At 51.7% G+C, this 21,845-nt stretch carries 20 protein-coding genes; 2 read left to right on the top strand and 18 right to left on the bottom strand.

Going from position 1 to position 21,845, the window contains the following annotated elements; all coding sequences use genetic code 11:
- Positions 1-51 precede the first annotated feature (51 nt).
- Entirely contained in the window at positions 52-918 is an 867-nt protein-coding gene (locus JXQ85_RS02425) for an amidohydrolase family protein (RefSeq protein ID WP_421747256.1), read from the top strand.
- Here JXQ85_RS02425 and JXQ85_RS02420 read toward each other — a convergent pair.
- The 13 genes from JXQ85_RS02420 to JXQ85_RS02360 all read right to left on the bottom strand — a co-directional run bounded on the left by JXQ85_RS02420 (position 915) and on the right by JXQ85_RS02360 (position 14,614).
- Positions 915-1,661, bottom strand: coding sequence for a GntR family transcriptional regulator (locus JXQ85_RS02420; protein WP_421747255.1), 747 nt, complete (start codon positions 1,659-1,661; stop codon positions 915-917). The two genes, JXQ85_RS02425 and JXQ85_RS02420, sit on opposite strands and share 4 nt — an antisense overlap.
- A gap of 68 nt (positions 1,662-1,729) precedes the next feature.
- On the bottom strand, positions 1,730-2,524 hold the full coding sequence (locus JXQ85_RS02415; RefSeq protein ID WP_421747254.1) for a hydroxypyruvate isomerase family protein: 795 nt from the start codon (positions 2,522-2,524) through the stop codon (positions 1,730-1,732).
- Complete coding sequence (locus JXQ85_RS02410) at positions 2,524-3,582, bottom strand: Ldh family oxidoreductase (RefSeq protein WP_421747253.1); 1,059 nt, start codon at positions 3,580-3,582, stop codon at positions 2,524-2,526. Before JXQ85_RS02410 ends, JXQ85_RS02415 begins: the two co-directional genes overlap by 1 nt.
- Before the next feature lie 2 nt (positions 3,583-3,584).
- Complete coding sequence (acnA, locus tag JXQ85_RS02405) at positions 3,585-6,197, bottom strand: aconitate hydratase AcnA (protein WP_421747252.1); 2,613 nt, start codon at positions 6,195-6,197, stop codon at positions 3,585-3,587.
- Positions 6,197-7,237 (bottom strand): AbrB family transcriptional regulator, encoded by a 1,041-nt coding sequence (locus tag JXQ85_RS02400; RefSeq protein ID WP_421747251.1) that lies wholly within the window; start codon positions 7,235-7,237, stop codon positions 6,197-6,199. The genes acnA and JXQ85_RS02400 overlap by 1 nt, the downstream gene beginning before the upstream one ends.
- Positions 7,234-7,707, bottom strand: coding sequence for a ribonuclease E activity regulator RraA (gene rraA, locus JXQ85_RS02395; protein WP_421747250.1), 474 nt, complete (start codon positions 7,705-7,707; stop codon positions 7,234-7,236). The genes JXQ85_RS02400 and rraA overlap by 4 nt, the downstream gene beginning before the upstream one ends.
- Positions 7,708-7,714: 7 nt before the next feature.
- On the bottom strand, positions 7,715-8,356 hold the full coding sequence (otnC, locus tag JXQ85_RS02390) for a 3-oxo-tetronate 4-phosphate decarboxylase (protein ID WP_421747249.1): 642 nt from the start codon (positions 8,354-8,356) through the stop codon (positions 7,715-7,717).
- Entirely contained in the window at positions 8,356-9,639 is a 1,284-nt protein-coding gene (otnK, locus tag JXQ85_RS02385; RefSeq protein WP_421747248.1) for a 3-oxo-tetronate kinase, read from the bottom strand. Before otnK ends, otnC begins: the two co-directional genes overlap by 1 nt.
- A gap of 12 nt (positions 9,640-9,651) precedes the next feature.
- A complete protein-coding gene (locus JXQ85_RS02380; RefSeq protein ID WP_421747247.1) occupies positions 9,652-10,323 on the bottom strand; it encodes an aspartate/glutamate racemase family protein in 672 nt (223 codons plus the stop codon).
- An 87-nt stretch (positions 10,324-10,410) separates the two neighbouring features.
- Positions 10,411-11,484 carry an isocitrate/isopropylmalate dehydrogenase family protein gene (locus JXQ85_RS02375; protein WP_421747246.1) on the bottom strand — a complete coding sequence of 358 codons (1,074 nt, stop codon included), beginning with the start codon at positions 11,482-11,484 and terminating at the stop codon, positions 10,411-10,413.
- Between the two features lie 84 nt (positions 11,485-11,568).
- Positions 11,569-13,110 carry a tripartite tricarboxylate transporter permease gene (locus JXQ85_RS02370; RefSeq protein WP_421747245.1) on the bottom strand — a complete coding sequence of 514 codons (1,542 nt, stop codon included), beginning with the start codon at positions 13,108-13,110 and terminating at the stop codon, positions 11,569-11,571.
- Between the two features lie 11 nt (positions 13,111-13,121).
- Positions 13,122-13,553, bottom strand: a complete 432-nt coding sequence (locus JXQ85_RS02365) for a tripartite tricarboxylate transporter TctB family protein (RefSeq protein ID WP_421747244.1) — start codon at positions 13,551-13,553, stop codon at positions 13,122-13,124.
- Between the two features lie 80 nt (positions 13,554-13,633).
- On the bottom strand, positions 13,634-14,614 hold the full coding sequence (locus JXQ85_RS02360) for a Bug family tripartite tricarboxylate transporter substrate binding protein (RefSeq protein WP_421747243.1): 981 nt from the start codon (positions 14,612-14,614) through the stop codon (positions 13,634-13,636).
- A gap of 308 nt (positions 14,615-14,922) precedes the next feature.
- On the opposite strand from JXQ85_RS02360, the gene JXQ85_RS02355 reads away from it, so the two are divergent.
- On the top strand, positions 14,923-15,843 hold the full coding sequence (locus JXQ85_RS02355) for a GntR family transcriptional regulator (RefSeq protein WP_421747242.1): 921 nt from the start codon (positions 14,923-14,925) through the stop codon (positions 15,841-15,843).
- Between the two features lie 43 nt (positions 15,844-15,886).
- Here JXQ85_RS02355 and JXQ85_RS02350 read toward each other — a convergent pair whose 3' ends face one another.
- From JXQ85_RS02350 to JXQ85_RS02330, 5 genes are all read right to left on the bottom strand, one after another.
- Positions 15,887-16,792 carry a GntR family transcriptional regulator gene (locus JXQ85_RS02350; protein WP_421747241.1) on the bottom strand — a complete coding sequence of 302 codons (906 nt, stop codon included), beginning with the start codon at positions 16,790-16,792 and terminating at the stop codon, positions 15,887-15,889.
- Between the two features lie 87 nt (positions 16,793-16,879).
- On the bottom strand, positions 16,880-17,821 hold the full coding sequence (locus tag JXQ85_RS02345) for a calcium/sodium antiporter (protein WP_421747240.1): 942 nt from the start codon (positions 17,819-17,821) through the stop codon (positions 16,880-16,882).
- A gap of 21 nt (positions 17,822-17,842) precedes the next feature.
- Complete coding sequence (locus tag JXQ85_RS02340; protein WP_421747239.1) at positions 17,843-19,591, bottom strand: ABC transporter ATP-binding protein; 1,749 nt, start codon at positions 19,589-19,591, stop codon at positions 17,843-17,845.
- Complete coding sequence (locus JXQ85_RS02335; protein WP_421747238.1) at positions 19,591-20,730, bottom strand: ABC transporter permease; 1,140 nt, start codon at positions 20,728-20,730, stop codon at positions 19,591-19,593. The genes JXQ85_RS02340 and JXQ85_RS02335 overlap by 1 nt, the downstream gene beginning before the upstream one ends.
- 8 nt (positions 20,731-20,738) lie before the next feature.
- The gene (locus JXQ85_RS02330) at positions 20,739-21,725 is read right to left on the bottom strand and encodes an ABC transporter permease (protein ID WP_421747237.1); all 987 of its coding nucleotides are present in this window, start codon (positions 21,723-21,725) and stop codon (positions 20,739-20,741) included.
- Between the last annotated feature and the right edge of the window lie 120 nt (positions 21,726-21,845).

The following is a 21,845-nucleotide window of genomic DNA, read 5'->3' as shown; positions in this document are numbered from 1 at the left end:
TAAATACAATAATACTGCCAACGCAAGCCAAATGTATGGATAAATAATATAATGACCACTCATTTCCCAATAATCGACGCTCATGTACATGTTTTTGCTCCTAAAAAATACCATTACGCCGATAAAAGAAGCTACACTCCGGGGGATGCGAACGCGGAAAAACTGGCCGCGCATATGAAACGAATCGGCGCTGAGAAAGTGGTCATAGTGCAGCCAAGCCCCTACGGGCCGGACAATCGGGCGACTCTAGAAGCTGTAGACATCCTGGGCCAACAAACCGCGCGCGCGATTGCAGTTGTCGATCCAGCCTTACAAAACAAGGACTACATTCAATCTCTTTGGGCAGCAGGGGTGCGGGGACTTCGGGCCAACCTGAAAACAAGCGGCGATACGGCAGTAGAAGTTGCCAAAACTCAGCTTAAGCAATTGAATGGTCAAATGACGGGAACCGACATGATGATGCAGATTTTTCTGCCAGCACATGTCATCATCGCTCTGAAGGACACCATCGCAGAAATGGGCCGCCCCACCATTCTTGATCACTGTGCAGGACTGAAACTCGGCACTGATGATTTCGAGAACACATTCGAACAATTACTCGAAGTTCTCGCCTTGCCGAATGTCATTCTAAAGACCTCAGGCCAATGCCGTGTAGTCGACTATGCCGCCAACTACGACCTGTTAGCCCCCTTTGCGCCTTCTATGCTAAATGCAGCTAAAGGACGTACGATTTGGGGAAGCGATTGGCCCCACACTGGGAAGTCCTCCGAACGCGCAGCGCGGCCTCTGTCCGAAATTGAACCCTTCATGAATATAGATGATCAAATGTCGCTTAGGTATCTACAAGACTGGGCTTCTAACCAGGTTGAATTTCAGGCCATTACCAGAGATACGTCATTGAATTTATTTGGTTTTTAAGTGCCTCGCACGGTGGCCGTGTAACGAAACGAAAAGGGTTCAACATAGAAGGATTCTCCGTGAAGGATGATACTTTCGTCATCAGAGAATAATGTGTGAGAGCGCACCAGCAATGGCGCTCCCTCTGCGACATTCATTTGCATGGATTGCTCTTTGCTCGCAACAACAGCACGGAGAGCCGCATCAATACGCCCAATTTTCAACCCCAAGCCCTTTTCAATAAGGTCGTGCCCACCTTGGTTTTCCAATGCGTGGGCGGAAACATCCAAGATTATATTAGGTGAGAAATATCGCAGTTCGGACCCAATACAATCGTCGCCGAGAAAACGAAGTCTATGCAACGTATTAACCATTGTAGCAGGATCAATGCTAAGTTTTGAGGCAATTACTGAGCTCACCGAACTGCGCGAAAAAGAAAGCAACCTGTAGGTTATGTGGTCGCCCGATACCGCCATTTCGTTTTCAAAGGATTGGATATTATGAATATCCAGATTCACCCGCACATTCATATCATCCTGAGGCCGGCCCGCGAATGTCCCCTGCCCCGCTTGCCGCCGGACAAACCCTTCAAGCGCAAGTCGCGCCATGACAGCTTGTACCGTTGAACGGCTGACCTCAAACTGTTGCGCAATCTGCTTTTCGGTCGGCAATTGCTGTCCGGTCTTCAGTTCTTGGCTACGGATCTGATGAACAAAATGATCGTAAATACGCTGTTTGGCTGTAACTCCGGCGATAACGGGCACCCTCGACTGTAACTGCGTTAATAGCTAATCATTTGTAGCGATTCTGGCAGAAACGTACAGTCATTTTCTCATTCACCTGATTTGGTTCGAAAAATTGGCCATGAATCCCGCCAAATCAGACCGTCATTTGTCGATGCCATTGGATGATACTCAAGCCCCAGACAACCGGTAAAACCGGCCTCTTTCAAACAGCGATCTACTGGTGCAAAATCGATCTCTCCGGTTCCAGGTTCATGCCGCCCCGGATGGTCCGCGATATGCAAATGCCCAACGCGGTCCGCATATTTTCTGATAAAGGCGCAGACATCTTCGTGATTGCAAGCCGCATGGAAAATATCAACGAAGGCGTAAACATTCTCAGGTAGCTCCGGTAGCATCTCTTCCAAAACCCCCAAAGTTGATAGGTAATACCCCGGAAACGTTGCTTCACTGATCGGTTCAACAATCACATTCAGCGCCCTTCCCTTCAGCGCCTCTTGAGCCCAAAGAACGTTTTCCAACCAGGTCTTCTGACATTCAGCGCGGTCATGCGCCTCTGTCATCAACCCGGCCATCGGGTGTAAAAACGGGCTGCCGACCTCTTCGGCATAGTCAGCCGCTCGCAAATATCCTTCTCGAAACGCATCTGTATGATCAGAAAGCGCCGCGAAGCCTTTCAGCCCAGCACCGCCATTACCAGAGGACATCTGCGCCATGCGTAAACCGTTTTGGTCCAGCAACTCCCGGAACCGTTTTGCGGGCAATTCAAACGGCGACGGGTGCTCGACATAGTCAAACCCCGCCGCTGCTGCTGCTTCAAACCGTACCTCAAGAGGGAGATCTTTAAACAGAAACCCAAGATGCGCAGAAAAGTGGTACCCCATCAGCCCAAGGCTGCCGGAAAGTCCACCGCGAACTTCTCACCCACTCCGCTAAGATCACGCACCACGTTGTCGGTGATTGGCAGACCCTCTGCCGCGCGTTTGGCCTGTGTGCGAGCCTCAGGTTCACCCGGCATCAGGATTTCATCCACGCCTGCGGCCTTTGGCAGATTTTTGATCCGGTCATGGAACGTGTCCATGCGGCCCTCAAACTGTTCCAGCGCCATGAAGAGATCAGGCTTAATGGCAAAGAACAGATGCCCCACGTTCTGCGGTTCTGAATGGTCAAAATAGAGGCTCTTTACGTCGCCGCCATAGTTTGCACCCGTCAACGCCCCCGCCATCAGGTCCATCATAGTTGCCAAGACAGATCCCTTCACGCCACCAAACGGCAAACAAACCCCTTTAAATGCGTCATCCGCATCCGTGGTTGGCCGACCCTCCACGTCTAGAGCAAGGCCTTCTGGGATTGGCTCACCACGCATCGCAGCTAGGCGGATTTTACCGCGCGCGATAACGGTCATCGCCATATCCATCACAAATGGCTCGCCATTTGGTCCGCCCGGTATACCAGCCGCCATAGGGGCGGCCCCTAGGAATGCACTACGCCCTCCATGCATCGCTAAAGCTGGCGAGGAGTTGGTGAAAACCATCGATACAAAGTTCTTCTCGATGGCTTGTTCTACATAAAGCGCGCTCATCCCGAAGTGGGTGGAACGGTGGACAGCCACAAGACCAATGCCCATGGTTTCCGCCAGACGCATGGCTTCATCCATCGCGATATGGGATGGCAAAAACCCCATGCCATTGTCTCCATCTACGCGAGACACAGCCGGGGTGATGTGTTCGATCTGAATATTCGGTGTTGGATTAACCACACCTTTTTCAAGCCGGTTAAGATACATCGGAATACGAGAGACCCCATGAGAATCCAAACCACGCAGATTGGCCTTAACGAGATCTTCAGCAATAATTTTGGCGTCCCCTTCAGGCAGCCCAGCCTTTTGAAATACTTCAGCGGCAAACGAGTTCAGCACATCTGGTGCAAAATGATGGATCACGGTTAAAACGCTTTCTTCTCAGTTGTTTCCTGCAATATCGCCGGCAAGATTCCACCCATTTTCAAGGTCTCGACATCCTGCCAGGTCTCCACCGCAGCACGGCACTTGATCGTACGTTGTGATCCATCCGCAGCATGAAGGATCACCTCTGTTTCCAGCAACGGTGTCAGCGCTTCATTTGAGATATTCACTTCAAGACGATCAGCGGCGGTAACGCCTGCTTCTTTTGGGACAAAGTCATCAATAATCTGCAACGGCAGAACGCCCATCCCGATCAGGTTGGTGCGGTGAATTCGCTCAAACCCGTTTGCGATGATCGCGCGCGCGCCCAAAAGCGCGGCACCCTTCGCGGCCCAGTCACGACTGGAGCCCATGCCATAGCGTTCACCTGCAAGGATCACGACAGATTGGCCACGATCTGCAAGAATTTGTGACGCTGCATAAACCGGATGCACGGAACCATCTTCCAGCACGGTCTGTGGTGGTGCCAAACCTTCTGCCAAATAGTTGGTCGCCAGCCGGTTGGTAAAGAGGCCCCGCACCATGACCTCCCAATTGCCGCGATAGGCGGCATAAACGTTCAAGTCTTTCGGATCACCGTCGCGCTCAATCAACCAATCGCCCGCTTCACTGTTCGGATCGATCCAACCCGCTGGAGAGATGTGATCTGTGGTCATATCATCCCCCAACACCAAAAGCGGTGCGGCCTGATAGTGGCCCAAACGTGAGGTTTCTTCCAAAGAGGCAAACTTCGGACGACGCAGATAGCGCGATCCGGTACTCCATGGGAATTGTGCAGCTTTCGGCGCTTCGATGTCATCCCACTGTTTGCTGCGCCACGCTTCTGAGAAGGCCAGTGGCACGTCAGTGGGTTCAAAGCCTTTGGTCAGCGCCGCATCGATCTCTACCTCGTCTGGCCAGATGTCTGTCAAATAGACGTCGTTGCCATTCGCTGATTGGCCAATCGGGTCACTTAGAATGTCACCCTGAATAGTGCCCTTTAGCGCAAAAGCCACGACCAATGGTGGAGAGGCCAAATACCCCAAATCAAGCTTCGGATGCACACGGCCCGGGAAGTTGCGATTACCTGAAAGGATCGCCGGGATGGCTTTCTGTTCGCCAAGGGCATGTTCAATCACTTCAGGCAGCGGGCCCGGGTTGCCGATGCAGGTCGTGCACCCAAAGCCAACGATGGAAAACCCAACGGAATCCAAATCTTCCGTTAGCTCCGCGCGTTCCAGATAGGCCCGAGCCGAAGGAGATCCCGGTGCCAGTGACGTCTTGACCCAATGTGGCGGACGCAGACCGAAAGCGCGTGCTTTGCGTGCCAATAGACCGGCAGAGATCAACAGTCGCGGGTCAGACGTGTTCGTACAGCTGGTGATCGCCGCAACCCCTATGGCTCCATCAGGCACATCACCGACATCGCGATCAAGATCCGCAGGGAGCGTTTCTAAATCGCGCCCGATCGCCTCTTCAATACGCGCCTGCGCATCTTTTGGCAGACAGCAATCCTGCGGGCGGCGTGGGCCTGCGATATTGGTGCCGATGCTATCCAGATCAATCAAAATGCAGCGGTCAAATCGAGGACGCTCTGCCGGATCAAACCAAAGCCCCATCGCTTTGAACACAGGTTCAATACTGGTGGTAAGCGCGTCAGGACGATCCGTGCGGCGCAAATAGCTCACCACTTCTTCATCCGCCGGGAAGAACCCGGTGGAGGCACCATATTCCGGTGCCATGTTAGCAATCACGGAACGCGCATCTGCTGACAGGGTCGACACCCCCGACCCGAAAAATTCTACAAAGTTGCCAGCCACGCCGATCTCACGCAGCTTTTGGGTGACCACCAAAGCCAAATCCGTTGGTGTGATGCCAGCTTTCAACGCGCCTTTCAGCTCCACCCCAACCACCTCGGGTACGGCCAAAGAAACGGTTTGGCCAAACATTACACTTTCTGCTTCCAAACCGCCGATGCCCCAGCCCAATACGCCGATCCCATTGATCATGGGCGTGTGGCTGTCTGTGCCCAGCAACATATCAGGATGCGCAAAACCATCCTCGCCCATCACCAGCAAGGTCGCCAGCTGTTCAAGGTTGATCGTATGCATGATCCCGGTGCCCGGAGGGTTCACAGTCACCCCATCCATATTCAACGAAGCCCATTTCATAAAGGCGTAACGTTCGCGGTTCCGCGTGATCTCATTGCGACGGTTGATGGTGCTCGCATCGCTTTGGGCATAGACATCGACAGCTAGGGAGTGGTCGACGGAGACCTCAACCGGCAAAGTCGGTGTTAGGCTGCTTGGATCACCACCTGCCTCCGCCACGGCATCGCGTAGGCCTGCAATATCAGCCAGCGCAGGTGTACAGGTCGTGTCATGCATCAAAATCCGGTTGGGCCGGAAGGACAGCTCTGCTTGCGATGGCTTCCCTGCGAGCCACCCATCCAGCGCAACGCGCAAATTCTCAAGGCTAGCACCGGCCCGTACGTGGTTTTCTGCAAGCAGCCGCAGTACATGCGGCAGATGTGGCAGGCGATCTCCGAGGATTTCAGGAAGATCTACGCACTGGACAGATTGGCTTGGAGTTTGGGTGGATTTCTGAGGAAACATTAGGGCCTCCTGGTCAGGGATTTCAGAATAAGTGGCGCAGTGAATAAAGCGCCAAGAACCCGGGCGATATGGTGAAAGCCAATGATCGCGACCTCTTGCCCGATGGCGATGGCGATCAGAGACATCTCGGCAAGCCCGCCGGGCGAATAAGCCAAGGCCAGAGTGATGGGATCAACATTCAAGAAGCCAGCGCCGACAATGGCGGAACCAAAGGCGAAACAAATCTGCACCATGACGACGCAGGCTGCCGCCAGCATCACCTGCATCAAAAGCTTGGTAGAGACCCCGACAAAGCGGCCTCCTACATTGATGCCGATGAATATCTGCACCACGTTCGAAAGCTGCGTCGGGACCACAAAATCCGTTACCCCAGTGACATGCAGCACGCCGCAAACAAGCATTGGTACAAGCACAATACGGGCGGGAATAAACTTCAGCTTCTGAGATAGCAGCCCCGCTGCAATACAGACCGCGAACCAGAAGGCGTCATCCCATTCCATATCAGGAAGCACCGGACCACCGCCCCGGACGATTTCGTTTTCAGCGATGAAACCAATCAGGATCGGGATAAGCAGGATCGCCAATGCAATGCGTACCGCATGTACGATCGCAACCCGCCATTGCTCCCCGCCTGTGGTTTCACTCAGAAGGATCATTTCAGCAATCCCACCGGGGACCGAACACAATGCGGATTCAGATTTCCCGAAGGAAAAGGCACGGCGCAGGAGATGGTAGTTCACAAAACCACCCAGCAACATCACCGCTACCATAAAGACGAAAGATGGCCACCACATCGTTAACGATTGCAGTACGCCAAGGGTCACAGAAGCACCCAACATAGTGCCAACCGAGGCCCTTACAAAGGGCATGATCCGACGCGGTTGATGCACCGGAATTTTGAAAAGCGACATGGCGACAACGCCCAACATAGCGCCGATCAGCCAGGCAAGGGGGATGCCAGTTAATGAAACGAGCCAACCTACAAGGGCGGCAATAGCGATTGTCGCGGCTGGCTCGATATTAACTTTTAGACGGTTCAAACCAAGTTGGCCGGGCTGTAAAGAACCCCATCTGCATCCGCGTAAACATAGTGACCAGATTCAAACCGAACCCCGCCGAATTTCACGTCGATACCTGCCTGTCCAGCATTCGTCTTTTGCGATCTTACTGGCGAGGTCCCAAGTGCAAATACAGCAATATCCATTTCATTGACTTCAACGCTATCGCGGATGCAGCCATTGATGATCAAACCAGCCCAACCGCTATCGATTGCCCAGCCCGCCATTTTGTCGCCAAGAATGGCTGTGCGAGTTGATCCGCCACCGTCGACAACAAGAATGCGCCCTTCGCCGGGCGACTGCAGCAATTCACGCATCTTGGTGTTTTCTTCGAAACACTTAACTGTTTCGATCATTCCGCCAATGAATGTTTTTCGTCCAAATTTTCGGAATGGCAGATCGACAAATTCCAGTTGGGCAGCATACGAGTCAATTAGATCAGCAGTTTTCATGATGCCCTCAAATCGTTCCAAAGGTGGCTTTTAGATCAGCAACCTCTTCGTCGGACAAAAGCTTGGTTTTCTGACCGCGCAGGGCAACCAAAAGCTTGGCTGTTTCTTCCAGCTCTTCCGCTGCACATACGGCGGAGAACAGGTTTTTGCCGCTGACAACAGGGCCATGGTTGCCCAGCAGAACAGCGGCGTATTTACCTTTAAGGTCACGGATCAATTCGCCAGACTTCGGATCACCCGGTTTGACATATGGCACCAGTTTCACCGTGCCGACCCGCATAACCACATATGGCGTAAGCGGTGGAACGCAATCATCCGGATCAACATCCGCAAGACACGACAACGCAGTCGCCCAAGTCGAATGAAGATGCACAACGGCCCCAGCTTCTGGACGCGTTTCATAAAACGCCTGGTGCAAAAAGACCTCTTTAGTCGGGCGATCACCACCCACGTGGTTGCCCTCCAGATCGATCTTAGAAATCCGGTCTGGCACAAGGTCGCCCAAAGTCACATTGGTCGGGGTCATCAAGATCCCATCTTCCAATCGCACCGAAACGTTGCCTGCGGTTCCAACGGAAAATCCACGATCAAACATAGACTTACACAGTCGCGCCATATCCTCGCGCGCTTTGAGTTCAGCTGAATTCATCACTTCGTTCCCATGATAGACAGTGCCTTACTGAAGAAATCAGGGGCGCCAAAATTACCGGATTTTAAGGCAAGCAGAACGGCGTCTGTCTCGCCCACTTTTAGGACAGGCACACCCGGATCGATTTCCGGGCCGATTTGCATCGCTGGATTGCCAAGTTCTTCGGCTACAGCCTGTGCAACCGCACCAGATGTTTCACCACCCGCCACGACAATCTTACGATAGCCGCTTTGGATCAGTTGGCGCGCCGTGTCTGCAAACAACGCATCAAGCGTCGCCGCCACTTTTTCGCGACCGTAGGTATTTTGAATTTCTTTCACCGCTTCAGGCGTACCAGAAGAATAGACCAATGGCTGTTTGCCTTTGTTTTCTGAGATAAACGCCACAAGCGTTTCCGCCGTGATATCGCCAGACATAACCTGTGGCACGTCAATCGCGTAGCACGGGTGCTTGCTTTCGTGCAGGTCCACTTGTCCACGAGTCGCACCAGAGCAGGACCCGGCCAAAATCGCATCTGGGCCAGCCTGTGCCTCTAGTGTCGTTTCACCTCCACGCGCCAAACGCTTGCGGATGAAATTACGAGGCAAACCAAGGGCGATGCCAGAACCACCTGTAATCAACGATGCATCTTGCAGCGCTGCACCGATGGTCAGAAGATCTCCGTCAGATGTCGCGTCGACAACCGTAAACATGTTACCGGCACTTGCGTCGGCAGCCAGCGCTTTGGCGACATCTTCAGACCCAGCATCCACAGTTGCTTGCGCCACATGACCAACGCCCCATTCTGTCTGTTGGGACAGGACGCGGCGAATATCAGGATCTGTCATTGGAGTAAGCGGGTGGTTTTGCATTCCGCTTTCGCTCAGCAGTTTGTCAAAGACAAATAGGTGCCCTTGATAGACCGTACGTCCCACTGTTGGGAATGCGGGGCAAACCACGACACCGCGTGCGTTCATTGCCAGCGCAAGCGCTTGGCCGACTGGGCCGATGTTGCCTTCACTGGTTGAATCAAAGGTCGAGCAATATTTGAAGATGATCTGCTGACAGCCCTGCTCTAGCAGCCATTCCAGTGCCGCGAGGCTCTCCGCGACAGCTTCGTCAATTGGCGCGGTGCGGCTTTTTAGGGAAATCACGCCCGCTTCGACATGCTCAGGTGCAGGTGATGTTGGAACCCCGGGGAATTGCGCCGTCGCCAAACCACCTTCAGGGGCAACCCCTTTTGCAAGAGTGTTGGCAATATCACTTGCGCCTGTGAAATCGTCGGCAATGACACCAATCAGCATATGAAGGGTTCCTTATTCTGGCGTTCCGCGCAAGGCGGATTGAAGTTTCTTGATGGCTGCTTCGGGGCTGGACAAGACAGGTACATCTGTCATCGACCGAACGACCGCGGCGGCAGGGGCCATTGAAAAATGGGCGAGCAAGATCGCATCGACTTTACCCAAGGCTTTTGCAGCCTCAGCAACAAGACGGTTATGAGTTTCCCCGTCCCCGGCTAATAGAGCTTCACGTGCGCCTGCAACATGAACAGAACGCATCTTCGCGCTAGAGTCCCGACGTTCCGCTTCTTCACGGAATTCGACTTCCATGCTCTCAACTGCGGGTTTGAACGTATACAACATGACAATGTCGTCACCCTCTTCGAAGGCGGCCTCGAACATGGCTTCGTTAGGCTTTAAAACTGGAATATCTGATGTGGCTGCCGCTTCTTCGATACCGCGACCAAAGGCAGAGCATGTGTAAAGAATACCGTCAGGGCCCATGTCTTCGGCGTAGCGTGCCAAGCGCACAATGCGGGCATTCAGTTCATCCAGAGTCGCTCGACCGCTTGCGCGATCTGCAGAAAGACCTTCTTCTAGAATGCAGACGGTTTCCGCATCAGGCCATTGTTCTGAGATTGCGGTTTCGATTGGGTCAACCGAAATACGTGTGGCGTGGATCAGGGCAATGCGTGGATGTGAAGACATCTGAATTCCTCGGAATTAGGTTGGGTGACGCCGACCGACCAGCGCCACCCAGAGATGGCCGGCTGAGGGAGCCGGCCAAGGGAGCTATTAGGCAGAGGCTACTGCATCGGCAACAAATGTACCGAAATCATCACAGTTTACAGAGCCACCCAGGTCGCGTGTGCGCTTTGCTGGATCGTCGATCACTGCATCAACAGCGGCGGCAATTGCTGCACCTGCGTCTTGCAAGTTCTGGATGCCGCGCTGCTCACCAAGCCATGTCAGCATCATAGCTGCAGACAGGATCAGAGACGTTGGGTTTGCAACGTTCTGGCCTTGGATGTCTGGTGCAGAACCGTGTTGCGCCTGAGCACAGCACAGACCAGTTTCGGCGTTTGCGTTGATAGAACCTGCAAGGCCCAAGGAGCCAGACAGCTCAGACGCTAGGTCAGACAGGATATCGCCGTAGAAGTTTGTTGCAACAACAACGTCATACGCTTCTGGCTTACGCACCAGCAGAGCTGCAAATGCGTCAACAATAAACTCTTCTGTTTCAACTTCTGGGAAGTCTTTCGCAACTTCACGGAAGCACTCTAGGAACAGACCGTCAGTCATCAAGAAGGAGTTCGCTTTGTGGATCGCAGCGATCTTCTTGTCACGCTGCATCGCCAGCTTAAAGCCTTCGCGGCAGATACGCATGGAACCGTGGCGTGTGATCTTACGTACAGACAACGCCATGTTCTCGTCTGGCATCATTTCACCAACGCCTTTGAACATGTTGCGGTCTGGGTAAAAACCTTCAGTCGCTTCACGCATGATAACCAGATCCATGTCTGGCGCTTTGTTCGGGATGAAGTCACGTGTACGTGCTGGACGAACGTTTGCATACAGGTCAAGGCCAATACGGAAACCTGCAGAAACGTTACGACCGCCTTCAACCAGCGGTGGGTAATCCATGTGAGATTGCGTGCCCAAGATTACGCCGTCAAATTCAGTGCGTGCGCGATCCAAAACTTCTTCGCGCAACGTGATGCCATGCTTTTCGAGGCTTTTGAAGCCAGACTCTTCTTCGTGGAAGGTCAGACCAAGATCAAATTTCTTGTTAGCTGCTTCAACAACTTTCAGCGTTTCCGCCATAATCTCTGGGCCGATACCGTCACACGGCAAAGTCATAATACGCATTTTTGTCTCCTAAGTTCGTCACGCAGCGTGACACTTTCTTGAGGGGCCGGTCCGCAGATGCGGACCGGTTGTTTCTGTTAAGGATTAGTCGCCAACGAACTCTTCGTTATCGCGCATAGATTCCATGCGCTTCTTCATGCGACGTCCCATCATCATTGGAAGGACAAAGCCCGCGATCGCGATCATCCAGAGAATGATAGCCAGTGGGCTACCCACGAGGATGAGCCAGTCACCATCAGAGATGGTCATCGCGCGGCGCAAGTTCACTTCCATTTGGTTACCCAAGAGGATGCCGAGGATCACAGGAACCAGAGATACGTCGAGTTTACGAAGTACCCAGCCCGCGATGCCAAAACCAACCATCAACATCACGTCGAAAGAAGAGCCGGTGATGCTGTAGATACCCACAAAGGAAATCATCGCAACGATTGGCATCAGGATCCGTGTTGGAACCATCAGAACGCGTGTGAAGATACCAACCAGTGGAATGTTCATCGCAAGTAGAATGAAGTTCGCAAGGAACAGTGCCGCGATCAGACCCCAAACGATGTCTGGGTTCTTAGTGAACAACAGAGGACCAGGCGTGATGTTCAGCTGCAGGAGAACAGCCAAGAGAACCGCAGTTGTACCGGAACCTGGAACACCCAGCGCAAGCATTGGAACCAATGCACCACCAGATGCCGCGTTGTTACCCGCTTCAGGAGCAGCAACACCACGTGGGTCACCTTTACCAAATGTTTTACCGTCACGGTCAACCGCTTGCTTTTCAAGGGAGTACGCCAAGAAGGAACCCAAAGAGGCACCCGCACCTGGAAGAACACCCGAGAAGAAGCCAAGACCAGTACCGCGTGCCATGGACGGGATACAGCGCTTGATCATGGCAAAGTCCGGCATAATGCGGCCAACTGTTGCTGCTTTAGGTGCAACACCCTTATTGGTGCGGTGATGCTCAAGGAAGATGAACACTTCGCTCAAAGCAAACAGACCAACAATCGCGATAAGGAAGTCGATTCCGTCATACAGGTGTACATGATCGAAAGTGAAACGCTGAGACCCGGTTTGGCTGTCGGAACCGATCATCGCGATACCAAGGCCCAATGCTGCAGCGAATGCAGACTTGGCTTGGTTGGTGGATGAGATACCGCCAAGTGTCGCGAAGGCCACGGTGAAGAGAACGAAGTATTCAGCTGGGCCGAACAACAACGCGATTTTCACCAACTGTGGCGCAAGCAGAACCAGACCACAGGTCGCCACGAACGCACCAACAAATGAAGCCACACCGGATAGAGACAGTGCTTCACCCGCTTTGCCTTGTTGGGCCATCGGGAAGCCATCGAGACAGGTCATCATTGCAGGCTCATCGCCCGGAATGTTCAAAAGGATCGAGCTGATCCGACCGCCATACATCGCACCGTAGTAAACACTGACGAGCAAGATCAAAGAGCCGGTTGGGTCAAGCCCCAAAGAGAACGCGATTGGGATAAGGATCGCAACGCCGTTTGCTGGGCCAAGTCCTGGCAGTGCACCCATCAGGGTACCCAAGAAACAGCCGACAACCGCGAGGAATAGGTTTGTAGGAGTAAGTGCAACCCCGAAACCATCCGCAAGAAGTGATAGAATTTCCATAGTTTAACCCTTTAGAAACCCAGTGGACCTTCAGCCAACGAAAGGCCGAGGATCAGGTGGAATACGACGTAGATGCCAACCGATGTTCCAACACCCGACACAAGAGACCAAAGCGGTTCTGTACCAAGTCGCCATGTCAAATAGGCAGTTGCGAAAATCGTGGAGATGACAAAACCGAATTCTGGTAAAGCGACGCAATATGCGAACATCACTGCCGCTGCGAAGAAGATCTCTGCAAAGGCGCGCATATGCGGCCATTCTGGCTCATCATCCGGACGAACGATGAAATAGATTGAGCAAAGACCTACGATTGAACCAACGATGTATGGGAAGGCACGTGGTCCGACCACATCCACCATAAAGCTGTCTTTGATTGTTGAAGCGGCCCAGATGTAGAATATGGCCAACGCCAATCCAAAGCCGCCAAAGATGCGGTCACTCATAATTGCCTCCAATAAAGTGTGCATGTGGGCTGATCTGAATTATCTTCAGATCAGCCCGAACTGTTAGTAAGCTATATGGCTTACTCGATGATGCCGATCTCACGTGACAGCTTTTCAACGTCAGCAATGCTGCCCGCTACGAAGTTGTACATGTCGTCACCGAAGTTATTGAACGGAGCGATCGCAGCCGCTTCGAGTTCCGCTTGGAAGTCTTCGTTCTCAGTCAAAGTTTTGATCGCGTTGGACCAGAACTCTTTCGCTTCGTCAGAAGCACCTGCTGGCATGTACAGACCGCGCCAGTTCGCACCAACTACGTCATAACCCAGCTCTTTGGCTGTTGGGATATCAGGGTAGTTTGTCAGACGCTCAGGCGCCATGATGCCAATGATACGGATGTCGCCAGATTCCAAGAAGCCCAGCATTTCAGAGAAGTCGCCGGAAAGTGCTTCAGTTGCACCAGACAACAGGCCAGTCATCGCTTCGCCGCCACCATCAAAGGAAACGTACTTCAGCTTTGTTACATCTTCCATGCCAGCTTCACGTGCAACCAGCATCGGTTTGATGTGGTCGAAGCTACCTACAGATGAACCACCTGCGATACCAACGGAACGTGGATCTTTCATGATGTCATCCATCATGTCAGCAAGTGTTTGGTATGGGGAATCTGCACGAACAGCGATCGCACCGTATTCCGCACCAAATGTTGCCAGGAAGTGAACGTCGTCTTGAGTCGCGTTCTCATAGATGCCTTGAGCGATACGTGCGCTTGTAGACATAGAAGCAGCAACGATCAGGTTGTTGTCTTCGTTACGCTCTTTAGTCACGTGTGCGAAAGCAACACCGCCGCCGCCACCGGACATGTTTGTAACCTGCATGGAATCTTCAATGATATCCAAGTTGAACAGGTATTTTGCCGTTGTACGGCAGATAAAGTCCCAGCCACCACCAGGGTTGGACGGAGCGATACACTGTGGGCTTTCCGCTTTGAAGTCTGCATAGGCGCCTGTTGCACCCATCATCATTGCTGCGGAAACACCTGCGATTGCGATTTTTCTAAACAAAATGTTTTTCCTCCCAGTTTTGTTAGACGAATCTTCGTCGCAGTAAATTTGCATATTAAAATACTAAAAGCCAATAATAATTTGCATCTACAAAATCCAAAAGCCAATCTGACAACTCCCTGACTCTGAAAAACCCCAAGAAATTCAATGTACTTTGATACTTTCACCCAAAATGAAAAAATTTCATTGGATAAATTGGATATTAGGTACAAGATAACCAAAACTAATTCCTGTTTGAGTTTTGGCTTAGAATTAGGCACAAATCCAATGCTAGCTAAAAATCAAAAGACTAATGTGAGGGCAAAGACTTGCGAACGACCGATCTGAGCAACAAAATTGCACGCCGAATAGCTCAAGAAATTTTGAGCGGCGCGCTTGAGGCCGGATCACATATTGTGACGCAAAGCATTGCGAATAACTACCAGGTGTCCCGTACCCCGGTACGGGATGCATTGATCACATTAGAACAAGCAAACATTCTAACAAGAATACCCAATCGCGGGTACTTTGTTCCAGAAAGAATAAACCGCTCGAGCATCGAAGAATTCGCGGATGAACAAGACACAGATTCCAATGTGTATCAGCAGTTCGCAGAAGACTGGCTTACAGACATTCTTCCGGAAATTGTAACAGAGCAAAGCCTGCGCCAGCGATACAGCTTAACAAAATCCGGCACGCAAGAACTTCTAAGTCGCGCGACGCGAGAAGGTTGGGTTGAACCCAAGGATGGCTACGGTTGGAAACTACTGCCAGTCGCAAAAACTGCTGAAGCCTTCGACGAAATTTATCAATTTCGCATGGCTATTGAACCGGCGGCAATGCTCGAGCCGAGTTTCGAAGTTGATCGGAAAGTACTTGATGATTTAAAGCGCACCCAAGACGGTATGTTGGAAGATGACTTATCCAAAATTCCTGGTGAAGTCCTTCTTCGGAACGGATCCGAATTTCACGAAGAAATCATTCGTCTGTCCGGAAACCCGTTCTTTCTGATGGCGCTGCAACGCGTCAACAGAATGCGCCGCCTTATGGAGTATCGCGCAGAAATCAACCACGAGCGCATTGTTGAACAGTGCAGCGATCACCTTGAGATCATCAACCTGCTTGAACGTGGCGAAATCGCTGATGCGTCTTATCTCATGAGACGCCATCTCAGTGGCGCTCTAAAGCGGAAGTCACCGATAGCGTGGAACTGGTCGGATGCGAAAAAAGATGAGCGGATTAAGGTTTAGCGGCGGCGAAACACCGCAAAAGCACTCGAATTTTTCATTGGCATCACATCTTGGAATTTGCACCGAAGGGAATTGAGCGTCGTTTGAAGTTCAATGCGCCATCTAGATGAATGCGCATCTTAAATGATGCTTCGGTCATATCCCCAGCTTCAATAAGATCTAAAATCTCAAGATGTTCTGCGCATTGGATGACCAATCGTTCTTTGTCGATCGGGGCGCGATATTCCAATAGGCGGCGCATTTTGTTGGCACGGATCACGCCGAAGTGGAACATTAGATTGCCAGACATCCGCGCGAGTTCCGCATGAAACTGTGAACCGCGTTCTAACTGATCAAACATCTTGATATCAGCGACATCTAGACCACGAATTCCCTCCTGATCCTCACGTAAACGTTCAATCGCTTTGTGATCCAGAGTAAAGCCTGGTTCCAACAAGGCGGCTGGTTCAATCAGTAGACGGAAGCGATAGATTTGGTTGAACGCTTCTTCAGTCTTTGCAACTTCCCTGAGTCGCCAGCCATAACCGGGTTTGCGCTCTGCCCACCCCTCGTGAACGGCGCGAAACATGATCGAGTTGGCCCGCGAGGCAGTGATATCGTAGAACTTGCGCAATGAACTTTCGTTGACCTCATTTGAGATCCGATCATTCAGCCAGTCATTCACAAACCGATCATAGATCCCGTCCATGTCCTGATAGTCATCAGCGAGATCAGCTTCTTCGGCAATTCTCAAAGCCTCTTCTGTGACGAAGTATCCTTTGTTTAGCTCGCGCCTCAGGACTTTCTTGCCATCGAGTATTTCAAGTGCAACCCGTACAGGAGAACGACTAACTCCGAACTCATCAGCAACTGATTGAGTTTTCAGACGTGTCCCCTCTTTGATTTTCCGTCCGGCAATGTTGCGAAGGATCGAATTCGCTATGGCATGTGGGAGTTTCGGTTGCTTCATAAGGTTACTTCACCGGCTGGGTCACTGTCTTGGCAGTGCTATTTATTATTGTCGTCTTTTTAACGCGTCATAGCGTCCGGTCACGGGTTACAAAATATACACAAGTATTGAGATATATGAACAATACATAAGTATCGACACAGCTCCCTCTTTTCGGGTCATTTTCAGATCAGTCAGCAAGAAGAAGTAGCCCGCCAAAGTCGCAACTGAGAAGGCCAATAGGTCGATCCCCAGCATCCGCTCTGGTATGGTCAATGGTATGAACGTAGCCGTCACGCCGAGAACCGCCAAGATATTGAAGATATTGGAGCCAATGATGTTCCCGACCAACATATCTGTCTGACCGCGGCGAACACAGGCAATGGTCGTTGTCAGCTCTGGCAGGCTGGTGCCGATCGCGATCAAAGTGATGCCAATGATGGATTCATGAATACCGGCTAGGGTTGCCACGTTCACAGCATGTGTGACCGTAAGATGTGAACCTGCGGCGACACCAACCAGACAGCCAATGATAAAGACAACGCTTTTGATACCAAATTCGTTGTCCTGATCTTCATCTTCTTCGTCCTCTGCGTCATCCCCTGCTCTGTCTGCTTTGAACGATGTCCAAACGTAGACCAGTAGCGCAATGACCATAAAAATACCCATCAAACGCGGGATCATGCCAAGGCCACAGGCTACGAGGAAGAGAATGCTGGAGAGGATCCAGACGGCTCCGTCCCGTTTGAGGACGGATTGTTTGAGCGGGATTGGACGCAAGGCTGCTGCCACGCCCAAAACCAAGAGTGTATTGGCAATATTGCTTCCAACAACATTACCAATTGCCAAGCCTTCGCGATCTAAGATCGCTGATTGCAGTGAGACAACGAGCTCCGGCAAGGATGTACCAAAGGCAACCACCGTGAGGCCGAGGATCATTGCCGAAATACCAAAGTGTTTCGCAATGGTCTCTGAAGTTTCCACCAAAGTATCAGCGGAATAGATAAGCACGGCGAGGCCGACGCAGGTCAGAAAGAGCTCATAAATCACTGTCAATCTTCCTTAGATGACTTATTCGGCTGGGACGTAACGCAGAATTTCACGGTCTGATCTCTGATGCGGATCAGGCACGGGAACTGCGCTCAGCAGCGCCTGCGTGTAAGGGTGTTGAGGATCAGTGCAGACTTGCTCGGAACCTCCAAATTCCACCACCTTGCCGTGGTACATCACCAGGCAACGGTCACAGAAGTAACGCACCAAACCAATGTCATGGCTGATGAATAGGAAGCTTAGATCCAACTCTTGTTGAATATCCAACAGCAGATCCATGACTTTGGACCGGATGCTCAAATCCAGCGCAGACGTCGCTTCGTCGGCGATGACCACCTTTGGCTGCGGCGCGATGGCGCGCGCGATTGATATGCGCTGACGTTGCCCCCCAGAAAAGGCATGCGGATAGCGTTGAGCAGCATTCGCAGGAAGGCCAACTTGTTCTAGCAACTCATGAATACGGGCACGGCGCTCTTTCAACGAGGTCATGCCCTGAAGAAGCAATGGCTCACCGATCAGTTGTTCAACTGTCATACGTGGGTTCAAGGACGCAAACGGGTCTTGGAAAATCATCCGTATATTGCGCCAATAGGGCAGCAACTGATCATCACTGAATTGCGAGATATCGACCATATTCCCTTTATCATCCCGCATATTCAAAGAACCGCTTTGAAAGTTGTGGATGCGTTGGATACAGCGCGCGAGCGTAGTTTTGCCTGATCCGCTCTCCCCAACGACGCCAATATTCTCACCGTCCAAAAGCGCAAAGTTTGCATTGTCGACTGCGTGCACGTGGTTGAAGGTCTTTTTAAACAATCCACCAGAGCGCATGGTGAAGGTTTTGCAAAGGTTCTTCACCTCCAAGACCGGTTCACCAAGCGGGCGGTTTTGGCGCAGTTTCAGCCGTTTCTCTGAAGGGCGATCAAAGCGCTTGGCCGCAGACAAAAGTGACTGTGTGTATGGGTGCTGTGGAGCATCAAACAGGGCAAAAACATCGTTCTGTTCAACGATCTTACCATGCTGCATCACGGCCACTCGATCAGCGATTTCGGCGACCACGCCCATGTCATGGGTGATAAAAAGAATGGCCGTGTTGTGGTCCTTCTGCAGCTTCTTCAAGAGCTGCAGGATTTCCGCCTGAATGGTTACATCCAACGCAGTAGTCGGCTCATCCGCAATCAGAATTTCCGGATTGCACGCCAAAGCCATCGCAATCATAGCGCGTTGCCGCATCCCACCAGAAAACTCGAACGGAAACTGGTTTGCTGCCACTTCGGGATTGCGAATTTCCACTTCACGCAGCAACTCGACAGTCCGTTTGCGTGCCTCGGCTTTGGAAACATTGTTATGCAGCCGGATCATCTCATCGATTTGATTGCCGATACGATGTACTGGCGATAGCGAGCTCATCGGTTCTTGGAAAATCATAGAGATATGCTTGCCGCGAATGCCGCGCATGATGGTGCTGTCAGCTTTCAGCCGTGCAATATCAACGGCGTCGTCAGCGGAAACATCAGAGGAACTGGCGCCCTGTTTGAACAAGATCTGCCCTTCAGCAATGCGGCCCGGTTTGTCTACGATTTGCAAAACAGAACGGGACAAAACAGATTTACCACTGCCACTTTCCCCAACCAGACACAGGGTTTCGCCCGGGAAAAGTTCGATAGACACATCATCAACAGCGCGGAAATCGCCATGGCGGGTTTTGAAACTGGTGACCAGATTTTCAACCCGCAGGATCGGTTCTTGAGACATCTTAAGGTCTTTCATTAGTGGCTCTCCTGCGCGTATGGGTCTGCGGCATCACGCAGGCCGTCGCCAAAGAAGTTCAGGGCCAACACGGCGATCACGACAAATATACCAGGGATAAACAACCAAGCCGCCTGTGCGATGGCGCGGATATTTTGCGCTTCTTTCAGAAGAACACCCCAAGAAATCGAAGGCGGTAGCAAACCAAGGCCAAGGAAAGACAGGGATGTTTCCGCAAGGATCATCACAGGAATTGCCAACGATACAGAGGCGATGATGTGGCTCACCAAGGATGGCATCATATGGCGGAAGATAACGCGCGAGGGTTTTGCACCATCTAGGCGTGCAGCAATCACGAAGTCTTCGTGCCGCATTGCGAGGAATCGTCCGCGCACCACACGCGCCAGTTCGGTCCAGCCGATGAGTGACAAGATCACAGTAATTAAGAAATACCGAGTCAGTGGATCCATGGTTGGAGGGATCGCCGCGCTCAATCCCAACCAGATTGGAATTGTTGGAATGGCTAGAGTGAGTTCAATCACACGGGAGGAAACCGTATCAAACCATCCGCCGAAGTACCCGGCAACCCCCCCGATCATGAGCCCCAGAACGAGGCTCAAGCCAACACCCACAAGACCAATGGACATAGAGATACGTGTGCCCGCGATCACGCGGCTGAACATATCGCGTCCAAGTCGGTCAGCGCCAAAAAGGAAGAAACGATCACGCTTTCCTTCTACGCCTATCAGTTTGAAATTCATGGGAATGAAACCGGTCATATAATATGTCTCGGTTTTCGGGAAGAATTTGATGTACGTCTTTTCATCTTCTTCGGGCGTATAGGTCGCCTTTAGGGTCAGCTTGTCACGCTTCAACTTCATGTCCTGAACATGCGGTCTAAACGACTTACTTCCATCGTCATTGGTATCGATGAATTTGATCATCTGCGGCGGATGATAAACATTCCCGCGAGACGTGTCGTTTGGATCAAAAGGCTGAAAAAACTCAGCAAACAGCGCGACAACATAGAAACAGATGATCACATAGAGGCTCACCATCGCAACGCGGTGGCGACGGAATTTATACCAAATCAGTTTCCACTGAGAGGCCTCATCCAGAGAATGGCCAGCGAGGCGAGGATCAATCGTAGTGTCAGTCATAATTTACCTCAGCGATAGCGGATACGCGGATCAACCAGCGCAAGAAGAATGTCAGAAACCAGCATCCCGATGATGGACAGAATGCTAAGCAAAAGGATGAAGGCACCGGCCAGATACATGTCTTGCGACAGCAGAGCATCGAGCATCAGCGGATCAGAGGTCGGCAGAGAGAGAACCACTGCAACAATCGTTGATCCCGAGATAATCTGAGGAAACGCCCAGCCAATTGTGGATACAAAGGGGTTCAACGCCAGACGCACAGGGTATTTCATCAGAATGCGGAATTCGCTTAAACCCTTGGCGCGCGCTGTGGTCACGTAGGGTTTGAACAGCTCATCCAACAGGTTAGCGCGCATGACGCGGATAAGGCTTGCCGTGGATGCGGTCCCCACAATGATCACCGGGATGATCAAGTGTTTGAGCAGGTCAACAAACTTGTCCCAGCTCCAGGGCGCGTTTGCATATTCAGGTGAATATAGACCCGTCACATCAGCCCCAAGGTAGACCACACCGTAGTACATCAAGGCCAATGCCAGTAAGAAATTCGGCGTAGCCAAGCCCAAGAAACCAAGAATACTGATGAAGTAATCACCGGCTGTGTATTGTTTTACCGCAGAGTAAATCCCGATCGGCAACGCGACCGCCCAAGTGAAAAGCAAAGTGGATGTCGCCAAAACGATTGAAAGCAGCATACGATCACCGATCAGCTCGGAAACAGGCTGTTGGAACTCAAAAGAAATCCCGAAATCGCCGTGGAAAATAATATTGGTGATCCACTTCTGATATTGGATCAAAAATGGGTCATCTAGGGCAAAGCGCTCGCGCAAAGTCTCAAGCCGCGCGTAGTTCACCTGTTGGCCAGCGGCCTCGAGCCGCGCAGCATATGTGGTCAGGTAATCACCCGGTGGTGCCTGAATGATTGCGAAAGCAATAAGTGAAACAACAAACAAAAATGGCACGGCCCATAAGAGCCGCCGCAAGACATATGCCGCCATAAATTCTCCTCCCAGCGCCGATTCTTCATTGAATTTTGAGTGGCGTCTATTGGCTATATGAAATTAGAAATCCTATAATCAAGATCAAATCTACAGTTTTTTTGGTTTTTATGCTTGAAA

Origin of the sequence: Cognatishimia sp., from assembly GCF_049116455.1 — a bacterium.
Lineage (GTDB): Bacteria > Pseudomonadota > Alphaproteobacteria > Rhodobacterales > Rhodobacteraceae > Cognatishimia.
This window is presented reverse-complemented; position numbering and strand designations above follow the sequence as displayed.

What these genes read in the sequence shown, in the direction of transcription:
- JXQ85_RS02425 (WP_421747256.1), top strand. Translation starts at nt 52, where the DNA reads ATGACCACTCATTTCCCAATAATCGACGCTCATGTACATGTTTTTGCT.
- JXQ85_RS02415 (WP_421747254.1), bottom strand. Translation starts at nt 2,524, where the DNA reads ATGGGGTACCACTTTTCTGCGCATCTTGGGTTTCTGTTTAAAGATCTC.
- acnA (WP_421747252.1), bottom strand. Translation starts at nt 6,197, where the DNA reads ATGTTTCCTCAGAAATCCACCCAAACTCCAAGCCAATCTGTCCAGTGC.
- rraA (WP_421747250.1), bottom strand. Translation starts at nt 7,707, where the DNA reads ATGAAAACTGCTGATCTAATTGACTCGTATGCTGCCCAACTGGAATTT.
- otnC (WP_421747249.1), bottom strand. Translation starts at nt 8,356, where the DNA reads ATGAATTCAGCTGAACTCAAAGCGCGCGAGGATATGGCGCGACTGTGT.
- otnK (WP_421747248.1), bottom strand. Translation starts at nt 9,639, where the DNA reads ATGCTGATTGGTGTCATTGCCGACGATTTCACAGGCGCAAGTGATATT.
- JXQ85_RS02380 (WP_421747247.1), bottom strand. Translation starts at nt 10,323, where the DNA reads ATGTCTTCACATCCACGCATTGCCCTGATCCACGCCACACGTATTTCG.
- JXQ85_RS02375 (WP_421747246.1), bottom strand. Translation starts at nt 11,484, where the DNA reads ATGCGTATTATGACTTTGCCGTGTGACGGTATCGGCCCAGAGATTATG.
- JXQ85_RS02370 (WP_421747245.1), bottom strand. Translation starts at nt 13,110, where the DNA reads ATGGAAATTCTATCACTTCTTGCGGATGGTTTCGGGGTTGCACTTACT.
- JXQ85_RS02365 (WP_421747244.1), bottom strand. Translation starts at nt 13,553, where the DNA reads ATGAGTGACCGCATCTTTGGCGGCTTTGGATTGGCGTTGGCCATATTC.
- JXQ85_RS02350 (WP_421747241.1), bottom strand. Translation starts at nt 16,792, where the DNA reads ATGAAGCAACCGAAACTCCCACATGCCATAGCGAATTCGATCCTTCGC.
- JXQ85_RS02340 (WP_421747239.1), bottom strand. Translation starts at nt 19,591, where the DNA reads ATGAAAGACCTTAAGATGTCTCAAGAACCGATCCTGCGGGTTGAAAAT.
- JXQ85_RS02335 (WP_421747238.1), bottom strand. Translation starts at nt 20,730, where the DNA reads ATGACTGACACTACGATTGATCCTCGCCTCGCTGGCCATTCTCTGGAT.
- JXQ85_RS02330 (WP_421747237.1), bottom strand. Translation starts at nt 21,725, where the DNA reads ATGGCGGCATATGTCTTGCGGCGGCTCTTATGGGCCGTGCCATTTTTG.